Source organism: Actinoplanes sp. NPDC051343 (assembly GCF_044455125.1).
Classification (GTDB): Bacteria; Actinomycetota; Actinomycetes; order Mycobacteriales; family Micromonosporaceae; genus Actinoplanes.
The window spans coordinates 158,436-171,710 of sequence record NZ_JBITEL010000010.1 but is presented as its reverse complement, the minus strand read 5'-3'; the positions used below and the strand labels follow the sequence as shown (position 1 = coordinate 171,710).

The window sequence follows — 13,275 nt, the reverse complement described above, 5'->3', positions numbered from 1 at the left end:
GGCATCGCCTCGGTGGCGATCGGCTGGCATGCTGGGACGCATGGGGCGCGAGGGAATGCGGGCCGGCGACAGTGATCGCAAGGCAGTGGCGGATCAGCTCAAGACGGCTCTCGACGAGGGCCGGCTCGACCTGAGTGAGTACGACGAGCGACTCCAGCAGACCTACGCCGCGAAGACCTTCGCCGACCTCGACGGGCTGCTCGACGACCTGCCCGGCACGGTGCCGCCCCAGCAGTCCCAGGTGCAGCCGGCCACGCCGGCCGGGGCCCCCGCTCCGGCACCCGCGCACTCGGTCGCCGCGCAGTGGGCCCGCTGGACCGGGCCGTACGGCGGCGCCTTCCTGGTCTGCGTGCTGATCTGGGCGGTCACCAGCGCGAGCGCCGGCCACCTCGTCTACTTCTGGCCGGTCTGGATGCTGATCCCGATCGTCCTCGGGGTGGGTGGCCAGTGGTTCGGCTACAGCCACGGCCAGTCCGACCGGGACGCGCGCCGCGACGCCTATCGGGGCGCCCGCGACGAGCGTCGTGACCGTCGCCGCGGCATCTGAGGCGTGACGGGACCGCCATGACCGATGGCCTGAGCCGCGATCAGATGCGGGCGTCCCATGCCGACCGCGAGCGGGTGGTCGAGCGTCTGAGGGCGGCGCTCGACGAGGGCCGGCTCGATCTGGGCGAGTACGACGAGCGCCTGCAGCAGGCCTACGCCGCCAGGACCTACGGCGATCTCGATGGCCTGCTGACCGACCTGCCGGTGGGGCAGCACCCGGTCCCCGCCGAGGCCCCGGTGGAGCCGAGGCGCAAGAGCCCTACCGCCGAGTGGATCCTTCGTCAGTGGCAGAGCTGGGTGCCGGCCGCCGTGGCCCTGACCGCGATCTGGGCGATCAGCGGGTTCGGCGACTACTGGCCGGGCTGGATCATCGGCATCTGGGCCGCGGCCGTGCTGTGGCGAACGGTCAACGGGCTGATGACCGGGGCACCTCGGCGCGAGTTCGAGGAGCGTGCGGCCCGGGAGCTGAGGGAGCGCGAGGAGAAGGAGCGCCGGGCTCAGGCACTCACCTCGCAGCCGCCGAATCGGCAGCCACCGAAGGAGAAAAACGCCGACATGTCCGGTTCTTCGGGGGGCGACACACCCGACCCCGGGTAACGGTGACCTCGGTTTGGTGTCGTCGCTGGGGCGCGCGTACACTGGCTAGCTGGCGCGCAGCGTCCACTCTTGCATGTCCTCAGCGCTTCGAGGATGGCGGGAGCCGCGGCTGGTCCGAGCCTCACGTATGAGGATCGGGTAAGACGCTGTACGAGCGCTAGCCCCAAACCCCGATGTCAGGTAGCGGAGGACATGCCAAAGAAAGACGGAGCCATCGAGATCGAAGGCCGAGTGATCGAGCCCCTGCCGAACGCCATGTTCCGCGTGGAGCTCGCCAATGGTCACAAGGTGCTGGCTCACATCTCCGGCAAGATGCGGCAGCACTACATCCGCATCCTTCCCGAGGACCGGGTCGTCGTCGAGCTCTCGCCGTACGACCTGACCCGTGGGCGCATCGTCTACCGCTACAAGTAGTGGGGTCGCGGGTATTACGTCCCGTTCCGACTGAGAGTTAAGGCAAACCGTGAAGGTCAAGCCGAGCGTCAAGCGGATCTGCAACAACTGCCGGGTCATCCGGCGGCACGGCCGCGTCATGGTCATCTGCAAGACCGACGCGCGCCACAAGCAGCGCCAGGGCTGAGTCCCGGGTCCGCTGCCAGATCCGGCATCACGAACAAGCTTCTCCCCGGCCACTTCTCGTGGCCGCACCCCCGGTTGGAGGCCGGGGCCCGTCCGGGCAGACGGGGTGGGAGCGGCACAGACCTCCGACGTGAATGAGGAGTACGCCCACTTATGGCTCGACTCGTCGGCGTAGATCTTCCCCGCGACAAGCGGATGGAGATCGCGCTCACTTACATCTTCGGGATCGGCCGGACCCGCTCGGTGGAAGCACTGGCAGCGACCGGTATCGACCTGGACAAGCGCTCGAAGGACCTCACGGAAGAGGAGCTGGTTCAGCTCCGCGACTACATCGAGGCCAATTTCAAGGTTGAGGGTGACCTTCGCCGCGAGGTCGCCGCGGACATCCGCCGCAAGGTGGAGATCGGGGCTTACCAGGGCATCCGCCACCGCCGGGGTCTTCCCGTGCGTGGACAGCGGACCCGCACCAACGCCCGTACCCGCAAGGGTCCGAAGCGCACGGTCGCCGGTAAGAAGAAGCCCGGTCGGAAGTAATAGGAGCGCACTGACTTATGCCACCGAAGGCACGCGCAGGGGCCGCAGTAAAGAAGGTCCGGCGCAAGGAACGCAAGAACGTCGCCCACGGGCAGGCGCACATCAAGAGCACCTTCAACAACACCATCGTGTCGATCACCGACCCGACCGGTGCGGTCATCTCCTGGGCTTCGTCCGGCCAGGTGGGTTTCAAGGGCTCCCGCAAGTCGACCCCGTTCGCCGCGCAGCTGGCCGCCGAGGCCGCCGCTCGCCGGGCGATGGAACACGGCATGCGCAAGGTCGACGTGTTCGTCAAGGGCCCCGGTTCCGGCCGGGAGACCGCCATCCGTTCGCTGCAGGCCGCGGGCCTCGAGGTCGGCCAGATCGCCGACGTCACGCCGCAGCCGCACAACGGGTGCCGTCCGCCTAAGCGTCGTCGGGTCTGAGGGAGATCTAGAAACAATGGCTCGTTATACAGGTGCGGACTGCAAGCGCTGCCGCCGCGAGAAGATGAAGCTGTTCCTCAAGGGCAGCAAGTGCGACGGGCCGAAGTGCCCGTTCGAGTCGCGTCCCTTCCCGCCCGGCCAGCACGGCCGCGGTCGGACCAAGGAGACCGAGTACCTGCTTCAGCACCGCGAGAAGCAGAAGGCCCGCCGCGTCTACGGCGTGCTGGAGAAGCAGTTCCACACGTACTACGAGGAGGCTGTCACCAAGCCGGGCAAGACCGGCGAGGTGCTGCTGCAGATCCTCGAGTCGCGTCTCGACAACGTCGTCTACCGGGCCGGCCTCGCGCAGTCCCGGGACATGGCCCGGCAGCTGGTCAAGCACGGCCACTTCCTGGTCAACGGCCACAAGGTCGACATCCCGTCGTACCGGGTCAAGGAGCACGACATCGTCACGACCCGCGAGAAGTCGAAGGAGATGACTCCCTTCGTCGTTTCGCAGGCCCAGGCCGGTTCCCGGCCCGTGCCGGCGTGGCTCGAGACCATCCCGAGTGAGATGAAGATCCTCGTGCACTCGCTCCCGGCCCGCAGTGTCATCGACACCCAGGTCCAGGAGCAGCTGATCGTCGAGCTCTACTCCAAGTAGAGCTCGTGGGTGCCGGCCAAGTCCGGCCGGCACCCGAAAGACGGCCGTCATATAGCGGATGGCCTGACAGAAAGAAGAACAGCGTGCTCATCAGCCAGCGGCCGACCCTCACGGAGGAGTCGCTCAGCGAGACCCGCTCCCGGTTCACCATCGAGCCTCTGGAGCCGGGCTTCGGCTACACCCTCGGCAACTCGTTGCGGCGGACCCTCCTGTCGTCCATCCCGGGCGCGGCGGTCACCAGCATCAAGATCGACGGCGTTCTGCACGAGTTCACCACGATCCCCGGTGTCAAGGAGGACGTGGTCGAGCTGGTCATGAACGTCAAGGAGCTGACCACCAGCTCCGAGCACGACGAGCCGGTCAGCATGTACCTGCGCAAGCAGGGCCCGGGCGACGTCACCGCCGGTGACATCCAGCCCCCGGCCGGCGTGTCCGTGCACAACCCCGACCTGAAGCTGGCCACGCTCAACAGCAAGGGCCGGCTCGACATGGAGCTCACCGTCGAGCGGGGCCGTGGCTACGTCACGGCGGCGCAGAACAAGACCGCCGGTGCCGAGATCGGCCGCATCCCGGTCGACTCGATCTACTCGCCGGTCATGAAGGTGACCTACCGCGTCGAGGCGACCCGTGTCGAGCAGCGCACCGACTTCGACCGTCTGATCATCGACGTCGAGTCGAAGGCGTCCATCTCGCCGCGTACCGCGCTGGCGTCGGCCGGCTCGACCCTGGTCGAGCTGTTCGGTCTCTGCCGCGAGCTCGACGAGACCGCCGAGGGCATCGACATCGGACCGTCCCCTCAGGACGCGCAGCTGGCCGCCGATCTGGCTCTGCCGATCGAGGAGCTGGACCTCACCGTCCGCTCCTACAACTGCCTCAAGCGCGAGGGCATCAACAGCGTGGGCGAACTGATCGGGCGGACGGAGGCCGACCTTCTGGATATAAGGAATTTCGGTCAGAAGTCGATCGACGAGGTCAAGATGAAGCTCGCCGGAATGGGCCTGGGCCTCAAGGACAGCGCGCCGTCCTTCGACCCGGCGCACGTCGTGGATTCGTTCGGCGACGTGGACTACGACACCGACGACTACCGCGAGACCGAGCAGCTCTAAGAGCAGCCGGTCAGCCGTATAACAAGGAGCATCGCCAATGCCCACGCCCACCAAGGGTCCCCGCCTCGGCGGCAGCCCGGCGCACGAGAAGCTCATCCTGGCCAACCTGGCTACCGAGCTTTTCCGGCACGGGAAGATCAAGACCACCGAGACGAAGGCCCGGCGCCTGCGCCCGCTGGCTGAGCAGCTCATCACCAAGGCGAAGCGTGGCGACCTGCACGCTCGTCGCCGGGTGATGACGGTCGTGCGGGACAAGGACGTCGTTTACGCCCTGTTCGACCAGATCGCTCCGCGGTACGGCAACCGGCCGGGTGGCTACACCCGGATCACCAAGACCGGCCCGCGCAAGGGTGACGCCGCTCCGATGGCCGTCATCGAGCTGGTCGAGGAGCTGCAGGTCGCGGCCACCACGGCGCCGGCCAAGAAGGCGGCCCGTAAGGCCGCCGCGCAGCAGGCCAAGGTCGAGGCGCTCGCCCCGGAGGAAGAGACCCCGGCCACCGCGCCGGCCGCCGTGGCGGACGACCAGGATGCCGAGCCGCCGGTGAACGCTTCCGGTGACAAGGGTGCCGAGGGCCCCGGCGACCAGGCCGAGGGCGAGGACACCGAAGAGAAGGCCTGATCTCAGGCTTCAGCTTGGCGGGCCCGGCACTCTTTCGAGAGTGCCGGGCCCTTTTTCGTACGGGATTTGGACCGGTCCCGCCACGACGACCCCAGCGCCGTCGTGCGTCACGGCCGAAGAGGGGACTTTCGCGTGAGCGACACCATCCGCTTGCGACTGGACGTGTCGTATGACGGTGCCGATTTCTCGGGCTGGGCGGCACAACCGTCCCGGCGTACGGTGGCCGGGGTTCTGACCGAGGCGATGGGCCGGCTCATCGGCCCGGACCACCCGCTGGGTCTGACCGTCGCGGGCCGGACCGACGCCGGCGTCCACGCGACCGGCCAGGTCTGCCATATCGACCTGCCCGCCGAGGTGTGGACGACCTTGGCGGGCTCGCTGCTGCGCCGGCTGGCCGCCCTGATGCCGCCGGACGCCCGGGTGCGGGCCGTGACCGAAGTGCCGGACACTTTTGACGCCCGTTTCTCGGCCACCTTCCGCCGGTACGAGTACCGCGTCGCCGACACGCCGTGGGGTCCCGAGCCGCTGCGCCGGTACGACACGCTGGGCTGGGTGCGGCCGCTCGACCTGGATCGGCTGAACGCGGCGGCGGCCGGGCTGGTCGGCGAGAACGACTACGCGGCGTACTGCAAGCGCAAGGAGCACGCGACCACCGTGCGCGCGATCACCCGGCTGGACTGGAGCCGCGATCCGGACCGGATCTGCGTGGCGACCGTGCAGGCGGACGCGTTCTGTCAGTCGATGGTCCGCAGCCTGGTCGGCGCCATGCTCTCGGTGGGGGACGGCCGGCGCGACCCCTCCTGGCCCCGGACCCTGCTCATGTTGCGCGAACGCTCGAGTGAGGTGACCGTGGCCCCGGCGCACGGGCTCACGCTGGTCGAGGTCGGCTATCCGGCCGAGGGCGACTATGCCTCCCGTGCCGACGCGACCCGGCGGATGCGGGCCTGACGCGGGCCCGGCAGGTCACTCCGGTTGCTTGCGGGACCGTTCGGTGAGGACACCGGCGTCCAGGTAGCCGTCGACCAGGTCGGCGTTGATGCGGGCCGCGTTCGGGTCGTCGTTGAGCACCACGGCGCCCCCCGGGCGGGTGATGACGCAATAGAGCAGGTAGTGGCCGCGGGCGTGCCAGCCGACCTGGCCGGCCACGGCGGGAGTGGCCGGACCGGGGCCCGGCTCGCCGGCGGCCATCGCGGCGAAGCTGCCGTCACCGGTCTCGACCAGGTGGCGAAGCTGGGCGTCCACCGCGCTCGCGCCGGCCGCGTCGGCGAGGTTGAAGAGGCCGGCGGTCACCTGGTAGTTGCCGTACGGCGCGGTCAGGGAGGCCCGGACGACCTGGCTGCAGCCGTGTCCACCGAGCAGATTGCCCAGCGCGCCGACGGTGGCGATGCTGCACTGGCTGTCGATGTGGGTCATCGTCACCCGGTAGGCGGCGGTGCCGCCGGGCGGGCGCACCTCGGCCCGATCGGGGAAGACCTCCTGAAGGGTGAGCGGCGTGCCGTCGGCGGACCGGGAGGCCAGCGCGTCGGCCGAGGCTGCGGCGGAGGGCTCGTCCCGGCGCTCGTCGGCGACGATGAAGAAGGCGATCAGGCCGAAGACGGCGACCACGATCAGGCCGGCCAGCGCCTTGGTGAGCGCCTGGGCGGCCCACTGGGGGCTGACCGGCAGGACGGCGGCACGGGGGAGTGCGAGCACGCCCCCGGCGGCGACGGTGAGCGGGCGGGTTCGGAAGCGGGGGTCGACGCGCTGCCGGTGCCGGGCGGCGACCCTGGTATCTCCGGCGGCTCGGCGGTGGCCGGCCGCGTGGGGGGAGCGGGAGGTACGCGAAGGGGTGCCGTGGAGCATTCACTCACGCTAGGAGCGCACGCTGATCTATGAACGCACACGGTGTGCGGCACCCCCGGGGCAGGGCCGCTCGTTGCGCGGTTGCAGACTTGACCGGTGACCGCGGAACACTACTTCAGCGCCGAGCCCAGCGCGCCCGCCCAGCGAGGCGAGATCCAGTTCAGCGTCGGCGGGCGGGACTACCGGCTCGCCACGGCGTCGGGCGTGTTCTCGGGCGGGCGACTCGACCCTGGCACGGCCGTACTCCTGCGGAAGGGTGACCTGCCGACCGCCGCAACCACCGGGGTTTTCCTCGATCTCGGGTGTGGTTACGGGCCGATCGCGGCCGTCCTGGCCGCCGAGGCACCGCAGGCGCTGGTGTGGGCGATCGACGTGAATTCCCGGGCGCGCGAGCTGACCGGCGAGAACGCCGCGTCGCTGGGTCTCGCGGAGCGGATCCGGGTGTCCGAGCCGGACGCGGTGCCGGCCGAGGTGACGTTCGACCAGATCTGGAGCAACCCGCCGACCCACGTCGGCAAGGCCGAGTTGCACGCGGTGATGGAGCGCTGGCTGCCCCGGCTCGCGCCGGGCGGCGTCGCCTGGCTGGTGATCAACCGGCACCTGGGCGGTGACTCGTTCCACGCCTGGCTGGTCGAACGCGGCTGGGAGGTCGAGCGCATGGCCAGCCAGAAGGGTTATCGCGTGCTGAGGGTGACCCGGAAAACCGACTGACCGCGAGGGCATCGACCAGGCAGGATGCTCCCATGGGTTACGTGGATGTCGCCGGCGTGGGCTATGTGCTGCCCGATGGGCGCGAGTTGCTGGCCGATGTGGCGTTCCGGGTCGGCGAGGGCGCCAAGGTGGCGCTGGTCGGGCCGAACGGGGCGGGGAAGACCACGTTGCTGCGCATGGTCGCCGGCGACCTGCCGGTGCCGGTCGGGGCGGTCGCCCGCTCGGGCGGGCTCGGCGTGATGCGCCAGTTCATCGGCATGATCGGCGACGACCGCACGCTGTCCGACCTGGCACTCTCGCTGATGTCACAGCCGTTGCGAGCGGCCGGCGAGCGCCTCGCCACCGCCCTCGCGGCGCTGGACGACTCGGAGCGCAGCCAGATCTCCTATGCCAACGCGCTGACCCATTGGGGCGAGGCCGGTGGCTATGACGCCGAGGTGTTGTTCGACACAGTCGCAGTGGCCATCTTGGACAAGCCGTGGGAAGAGGTGCGCAACCGTCCGGTGCGGACGCTCTCCGGCGGTCAGCAGAAACGGTTTGCGCTCGACCTGCTGCTGCGCGGCGACGACGAGGTGCTGCTGCTCGACGAGCCGGACAACTTCCTCGACGTGCCGGCCAAGCGCTGGCTCGAGGAGCGGCTGCGCGAGTCGCCCAAGTCGGTGCTCTACGTCTCCCACGACCGCGAGTTGCTGGCCCGGACCGCCGATCGGGTGGTGACCGTCGAGGGCGGCAGCGCCTGGACGCACCCGGGCGGGTTCGCGTCGTGGCACGAGGCCCGCGTGCACCGCCACGAGCGGCTGGAGGAAAACCGGCGGCGCTGGGACGAGGAGCGCGAGAAGCTGCGCGAGCTGATGCTGATGTACAAGCAGAAGGCGGCGTACAACTCCGACATGGCGTCGCGCTACCAGTCGGCGCAGACCCGGTTGCGCAAGTTCGAGGAGGCCGGCCCGCCGCCGCTGCCGCCCAAGGACCAGTCGCTGCGGATGGATCTGCGCGGCGGGCGTACGGCCAAGCGGGCCGTGATCTGCTCGGATCTCGAGATGGAAAACCTGACGTTCCCGTTCGATCTGGAGATCTGGTACGGCGACCGCGTGGCCGTGCTCGGGGCGAACGGCACCGGCAAGTCGCATTTCCTGCGGCTGCTGGCGGCCGGCGGCACCAGCCCCGACGTCGAAAATCAGCCGGTCGACGGGGCGCCGCTGGCCCACGTGAAGCACAACGGTGTGGCTCGGCTGGGCGCCCGGGTGCGACCGGGGCACTTCTCGCAGACCCACGATCGGCCGGAACTGGTCGACCGGACGTTGGTCGAGATCCTGTGGCGGGGTGACGAACATCGCTCCGGGCGCGATCGGGCCGGGGCGATGAAGGCCCTCAACCGATATGAGCTGGCCGCGCAGGGCGACCAGAAGTTCGGCACGCTCTCGGGCGGGCAGCAGGCACGGTTCCTGGTGCTGCTGCTCGAGCTCTCCGGCGCGACGTTGTTGCTGCTCGACGAGCCGACCGACAACCTCGACCTGGCCTCGGCCGAGGCGCTCGAGGAAGGGTTGATGGCGTTCGAGGGCACGGTGATCGCGGTGACCCACGACCGCTGGTTCACCCGGTCGTTCGATCGGTTCGTGCTGTTCCAGGGTGACGGAGAGGTGGTCGAGACACCACAGCCAGTTTGGGAAGTGCGCTAGCGCTTTCGGTCGCGGGCCGGTTATGGTCCGAGGAAGAACCAACCCCACGGGAGTCCGGTGCACCGGGCTGAGAGGGGGGCTGTTGCGGCCCCCGACCGTCGAACCTGATCCGGGTCATGCCGGCGCAGGGAGGAGCGTGTGGTGTTTCCTCGGTTGCACATCATCACCGACTCGCTGGACGTCGTGCGGGCGGTGGTCGGGCTCGGCCCGGTTGCGATCCAGATCCGGGTCAAGTCGTCCTCTCGGCTGGCCTACGAGTTGGCGCTGGCCGCGTTGCCGTTGTGCCGCACGGCCGGCGCGTTGTGCCTGATCGATGATCGGGTCGAGGTGGCGCTGGCCGTCGGGGCCGATGGCGTTCACGTGGGGTCGTCCGATCTACCGGTTTCGGTGGCTCGGCGGCTTCTCGGTCCGACGGCCGTCGTCGGAGGCACTTGTCGCGACCTTGCGGACATCCGTCGCGCGGTTGCCGATGGTGCTTCCTATGTCGGGCTCGGTCCGGTCTTCGCCACGTCCACAAAGGATGGCCTGCCGCCGCCCATGGGGCCGGCGGTGGCCGGCGCCGCGGCCGCCGCGGCGCCCGAGATCCCGGTGATCGCGATCGGCGGGATCACCGTCGACCGGGTGCCGGAACTCCGGACCTACGGGGTGGCCGTGGTCTCGGCGATCGCGGCCGACCCGGTCGGTGCCACCACCTCGTTCCTGAAGGCGCTGTCGTGAGCGTCGCGGTGGTCGGCGGCGGGATCATCGGCCTGTCCATCGCCTCGCGGCTGGTGGACAACGGCGCCGACGTCACGATCTTCGACGACGGTGAGTACGGCGCCTGGAACGTCGCCGCCGGCATGCTCGCGCCGGGCGGGGAGGCGGCCTTCGAGACACCGGCCCTGGTCCGGCTGATGTCGTCGTCCGCCGAGCGCTGGTCGTCGTTCGCGGCCTCGCTCGGCGTCGACGTGGGCTACGACGAGACGGGCACGCTGAGCCTCGCCGTCACGGCCGACGACGTCGCCGTGGCCGCGCGGGAGTGGCCTTCGCCGGCCCTGCGGCCCTCCCGCCTGCGCGAACTCGAGCCGGCCCTGTCGCCGCGGGTGCGGGCCGGCGTGCACCGGCCGGCCGATTGCCAGGTCGACCCGCGCCGGGTCGTGGCGGCGCTGCGGGAGCGGCTCGGCGACCGGATCGTCACCAAGCGGCTGTCGACGCTCGACGAGGCCGGCGCGCCGACGGTCGTGGTGGCGGCGGGCTGCGGCACGGCGGCGCTCACCGGCCTGCCGATCCGGCCGGTCAAAGGCCAGGTGCTCCGGCTGCGCGGCGAACCCGGGCTGCTCCGGCACGTGATCGAGGCGACGGTCGACGGGCGTTCGGTCTACGTCGTGCCGCGGGCCGACGGCGAGATCGTGGTCGGGGCGACCCAGGAGGAACGCTCCGACTGGACGGTGACCGCCGGGGGCGTCCACGACCTGCTGCGGGCGGCCATCGAACTCGTGCCCGACCTCGCCGAATGCACACTGGCCGAGACGCTGGTCGGTCATCGGCCGGGCACACCGGACAACGCGCCGCTGCTCGGCGTGCTCCGCGAGGGCGTCGTGGTCGCGGCCGGGCACTTCCGGAACGGCGTACTGCTGGCGCCGGTCACCGCCGACCTGATCGCTGACCTGGTGTTGACCGGAACCACCGATCCCATGCTCGACGACTTCGCGCCGGGGAGGTTTGCATGAGGGTGACAGTGAACGGCCGGGACTGTGTCGTTGCGGCCGCGCTGTCGGTAGACAGCCTGGTCACCTCGTTGCTCGAAGCGCGGCGCGGGGTCGCCGTCGCGGTCAACGGGACGGTGGTGCCGCGGTCGACCTGGACCGAGGTGACGCTGGCCGACGGCGACACGGTCGAGGTGCTCACCGCGGCCCAGGGAGGCTGACGATGATCTTCGGAGACTCGCGCCTCATCCTCGGCACCGGCGGGGCGTCCAGCCTGGCCGTGCTCGAGCAGGCGATCGTCGCGTCGGGCACCGACCTGGTCACGGTCGCGCTGCGCCGGGTCGACGCGGCCGGGCCGGGCCTGCTCCCGCTCCTCGACCGGATCGGCGTGCGGGTGCTGCCGAACACGGCCGGCTGCTACACCGCCGGCGACGCGATCAAGACCGCCCATCTGGCCCGCGACGCGTTCGAGACCGACCTGGTCAAACTCGAGGTGATCGGCGATGACCGGACCCTGCTGCCGGACGGCATCGAGCTGCTGCGGGCGGCCGAGACGCTGGTCACGGACGGGTTCACGGTGCTGCCGTACACCAGCGACGACCCGATCCTGGCCCGCCGGCTGGCCGACGTGGGCTGCGCGGCGGTGATGCCTGCCGGGTCGCCGATCGGCTCCGGCCTGGGCATCTCCAACCCGCACCACATCCGGTTGATCCGCGGGACCGTCGACGTGCCGGTGATCCTCGACGCGGGCATCGGCACGGCCTCGGACGCGGTGCTCGCGATGGAACTCGGCTGCGACGGGGTGCTGATCGCCAGCGCGATCACCCGGGCCGACGACCCGGTCGGGATGGCGACGGCGATGCGGCATGCCGTCGAGGCCGGGCGGCTGGCGCACGCGGCCGGGCGGATCCCGCGACGCTTCCACGCGCTGGCGTCCACTTCGGACGAGGGCATCGCGCGATGGTGACCACACCGGCCGGGCTCGTCGTGCTCACCGATCGGCGGCTCGCCGCGGGCTCCCTGCCGGAGGTGGTCGAGGCGGCGGTCCGCGGAGGCTCGGCCTGGGTCATTCTCCGCGAGAGGGATCTGCCGTACGCGGCCCGGCGCGCACTTGCCGGCGAACTGCGGGCCGTGGTTCCGCCGGGCCGGTTGATCGTCGCCGGTCCCGATCCGCTGGGTGGCGATGCGGTGCACCTGGCCGAGGCCGATCCGTGGCCGGTGCCCAGGGTGGGGTTGGTCGGGCGGTCCCGGCACGACGTCGTGTCACCGTCCGAAGAGGACTACGTCACGCTCTCGCCGGTCTTTCTGACCTCGACGAAGCCGGGCTACGGCCCCGCGTTGGGCCCGGTCGAGGCGGCTCGCCTGGCGGGTTCGGTGCCCTGGCTGGCTCTGGGCGGGATCGACTCGGTGGCCCGGGTCGAGGTGTGCGCACGGGCCGGCGCGGCCGGGATCGCGGTGCTGGGCGCGGTGATGCGGGCGCCGGACCCGGAACAGGTTGCCCGGGAGCTGTCCACGGCTTTCGCGGCGGCGGTGGACAGCGGGGTGGGGTCGTGACTCCGCCGGTGGTGCTCACGATCGCGGGGTCGGACTCGGGTGGGGGCGCCGGGATTCAGGCCGACCTCAAGACGTTTGCTGCGCTCGGCGCCTATGGCGCGTCGGTGATCACGGCGGTTACGGCGCAGAACACGGTCGGGGTCACCCGGATCCATCCGGTGCCGGCCGAGATCGTGGCGGCGCAGCTCGATGCGGTGCTCAGTGATCTGCCGGTGGCCGCGGTCAAGGTCGGGATGGTCGGGGACGCGGCGGTTGCCGAGGTCATTGCGGCGCGGGCCGGAGAGCTGCCGCATCTGGTGGTCGATCCGGTGCTCGTCGCCACGTCCGGGGCGACGTTGGGGAACGCTGCGTTTGTCGAGCGGCTTGTCGCGTACGCGCAGGTGCTGACGCCGAATCGGCGGGAGGCGCGGGCGCTGGCCCGCGATCAGGGCGGATCGCCGGAGGCGGACGCCGCCGTGCTGGCCGCGCGGGGAGCGCGCGCGGTGGTTGTGACCGGCAGTGAGCTGGCGGTCGATGTGCTCCGTTACGACGGCGTGACGGAGGTGCTGACCGGTGAGCCGGTGGCGACCGCGAACAATCACGGCTCCGGCTGCACGTTCTCGGCCGCGATCGCCGTTCGGCTGGCGGCCGGGGATGCGGTTCCCGATGCGGTGCGTGCGGCCAAGGAGTACGTGACCGTCGCGCTGCGTGGCGGCAGCGAGTGGCGGCTGGGTGCCGGGCCCGGGCCACTGAACCACTTCGCCTAGATCAGTCCG

Annotated in this window: 19 protein-coding genes and 1 riboswitch; of the genes, 18 read left to right on the top strand and 1 reads right to left on the bottom strand. The window is 70.6% G+C overall.

What is annotated here, in order from left to right; genetic code table 11:
• The first annotated feature begins 40 nt into the window (after positions 1-40).
• From ACIA5C_RS30925 to truA, 10 genes are all read left to right on the top strand, one after another.
• The gene (locus tag ACIA5C_RS30925) at positions 41-547 is read left to right on the top strand and encodes a DUF1707 domain-containing protein (RefSeq protein WP_396060996.1); all 507 of its coding nucleotides are present in this window, start codon (positions 41-43) and stop codon (positions 545-547) included.
• A 17-nt stretch (positions 548-564) separates the two neighbouring features.
• Complete coding sequence (locus ACIA5C_RS30920) at positions 565-1,143, top strand: DUF1707 domain-containing protein (protein WP_396060994.1); 579 nt, start codon at positions 565-567, stop codon at positions 1,141-1,143.
• A 192-nt stretch (positions 1,144-1,335) separates the two neighbouring features.
• Entirely contained in the window at positions 1,336-1,557 is a 222-nt protein-coding gene (gene infA / locus ACIA5C_RS30915) for a translation initiation factor IF-1 (RefSeq protein ID WP_007073013.1), read from the top strand.
• Between the two features lie 49 nt (positions 1,558-1,606).
• Positions 1,607-1,723, top strand: a complete 117-nt coding sequence (gene rpmJ / locus ACIA5C_RS30910; protein ID WP_015619018.1) for a 50S ribosomal protein L36 — start codon at positions 1,607-1,609, stop codon at positions 1,721-1,723.
• A 152-nt stretch (positions 1,724-1,875) separates the two neighbouring features.
• Positions 1,876-2,256: a 30S ribosomal protein S13 gene (rpsM, locus tag ACIA5C_RS30905; RefSeq protein WP_396060991.1), complete on the top strand. Its 381-nt coding sequence runs from the start codon at positions 1,876-1,878 to the stop codon at positions 2,254-2,256.
• 17 nt (positions 2,257-2,273) lie between these two features.
• On the top strand, positions 2,274-2,681 hold the full coding sequence (gene rpsK, locus ACIA5C_RS30900) for a 30S ribosomal protein S11 (protein ID WP_020513613.1): 408 nt from the start codon (positions 2,274-2,276) through the stop codon (positions 2,679-2,681).
• A gap of 16 nt (positions 2,682-2,697) precedes the next feature.
• Entirely contained in the window at positions 2,698-3,324 is a 627-nt protein-coding gene (gene rpsD / locus ACIA5C_RS30895; protein WP_364103646.1) for a 30S ribosomal protein S4, read from the top strand.
• Positions 3,325-3,407: 83 nt separating this feature from the next.
• On the top strand, positions 3,408-4,430 hold the full coding sequence (locus ACIA5C_RS30890) for a DNA-directed RNA polymerase subunit alpha (protein WP_364103643.1): 1,023 nt from the start codon (positions 3,408-3,410) through the stop codon (positions 4,428-4,430).
• A 37-nt stretch (positions 4,431-4,467) separates the two neighbouring features.
• Positions 4,468-5,049 (top strand): 50S ribosomal protein L17, encoded by a 582-nt coding sequence (gene rplQ, locus ACIA5C_RS30885; RefSeq protein ID WP_396060987.1) that lies wholly within the window; start codon positions 4,468-4,470, stop codon positions 5,047-5,049.
• A gap of 132 nt (positions 5,050-5,181) precedes the next feature.
• On the top strand, positions 5,182-5,997 hold the full coding sequence (gene truA, locus ACIA5C_RS30880; RefSeq protein ID WP_396060985.1) for a tRNA pseudouridine(38-40) synthase TruA: 816 nt from the start codon (positions 5,182-5,184) through the stop codon (positions 5,995-5,997).
• 15 nt (positions 5,998-6,012) lie between these two features.
• Here truA and ACIA5C_RS30875 read toward each other — a convergent pair whose 3' ends face one another.
• The gene (locus ACIA5C_RS30875; RefSeq protein WP_396060983.1) at positions 6,013-6,891 is read right to left on the bottom strand and encodes a hypothetical protein; all 879 of its coding nucleotides are present in this window, start codon (positions 6,889-6,891) and stop codon (positions 6,013-6,015) included.
• 96 nt (positions 6,892-6,987) lie between these two features.
• Here ACIA5C_RS30875 and ACIA5C_RS30870 point away from each other — a divergent pair, with 96 nt between their 5' ends.
• The 8 genes from ACIA5C_RS30870 (at position 6,988) to thiD (ending at position 13,266) form a co-directional block, all read left to right on the top strand.
• Positions 6,988-7,602, top strand: coding sequence for a class I SAM-dependent methyltransferase (locus ACIA5C_RS30870; protein WP_396060981.1), 615 nt, complete (start codon positions 6,988-6,990; stop codon positions 7,600-7,602).
• A gap of 32 nt (positions 7,603-7,634) precedes the next feature.
• The gene (locus ACIA5C_RS30865; RefSeq protein WP_396060979.1) at positions 7,635-9,281 is read left to right on the top strand and encodes an ABC-F family ATP-binding cassette domain-containing protein; all 1,647 of its coding nucleotides are present in this window, start codon (positions 7,635-7,637) and stop codon (positions 9,279-9,281) included.
• Positions 9,282-9,317: 36 nt separating this feature from the next.
• Positions 9,318-9,429, top strand: a riboswitch (TPP riboswitch).
• The gene (gene thiE / locus ACIA5C_RS30860) at positions 9,420-9,998 is read left to right on the top strand and encodes a thiamine phosphate synthase (protein ID WP_396060977.1); all 579 of its coding nucleotides are present in this window, start codon (positions 9,420-9,422) and stop codon (positions 9,996-9,998) included. Its footprint overlaps the riboswitch before it by 10 nt.
• Entirely contained in the window at positions 9,995-10,990 is a 996-nt protein-coding gene (thiO, locus tag ACIA5C_RS30855) for a glycine oxidase ThiO (protein ID WP_396060975.1), read from the top strand. Before thiE ends, thiO begins: the two co-directional genes overlap by 4 nt.
• Entirely contained in the window at positions 10,987-11,187 is a 201-nt protein-coding gene (gene thiS, locus ACIA5C_RS30850) for a sulfur carrier protein ThiS (RefSeq protein WP_396060973.1), read from the top strand. Before thiO ends, thiS begins: the two co-directional genes overlap by 4 nt.
• 2 nt (positions 11,188-11,189) lie before the next feature.
• Positions 11,190-11,933, top strand: coding sequence for a thiazole synthase (locus ACIA5C_RS30845; RefSeq protein WP_396060970.1), 744 nt, complete (start codon positions 11,190-11,192; stop codon positions 11,931-11,933).
• Positions 11,930-12,520, top strand: coding sequence for a thiamine phosphate synthase (locus ACIA5C_RS30840; protein ID WP_396061582.1), 591 nt, complete (start codon positions 11,930-11,932; stop codon positions 12,518-12,520). The genes ACIA5C_RS30845 and ACIA5C_RS30840 overlap by 4 nt, the downstream gene beginning before the upstream one ends.
• A complete protein-coding gene (gene thiD / locus ACIA5C_RS30835) occupies positions 12,517-13,266 on the top strand; it encodes a bifunctional hydroxymethylpyrimidine kinase/phosphomethylpyrimidine kinase (RefSeq protein ID WP_396060968.1) in 750 nt (249 codons plus the stop codon). The genes ACIA5C_RS30840 and thiD overlap by 4 nt, the downstream gene beginning before the upstream one ends.
• The last annotated feature ends 9 nt before the right edge of the window (positions 13,267-13,275 follow it).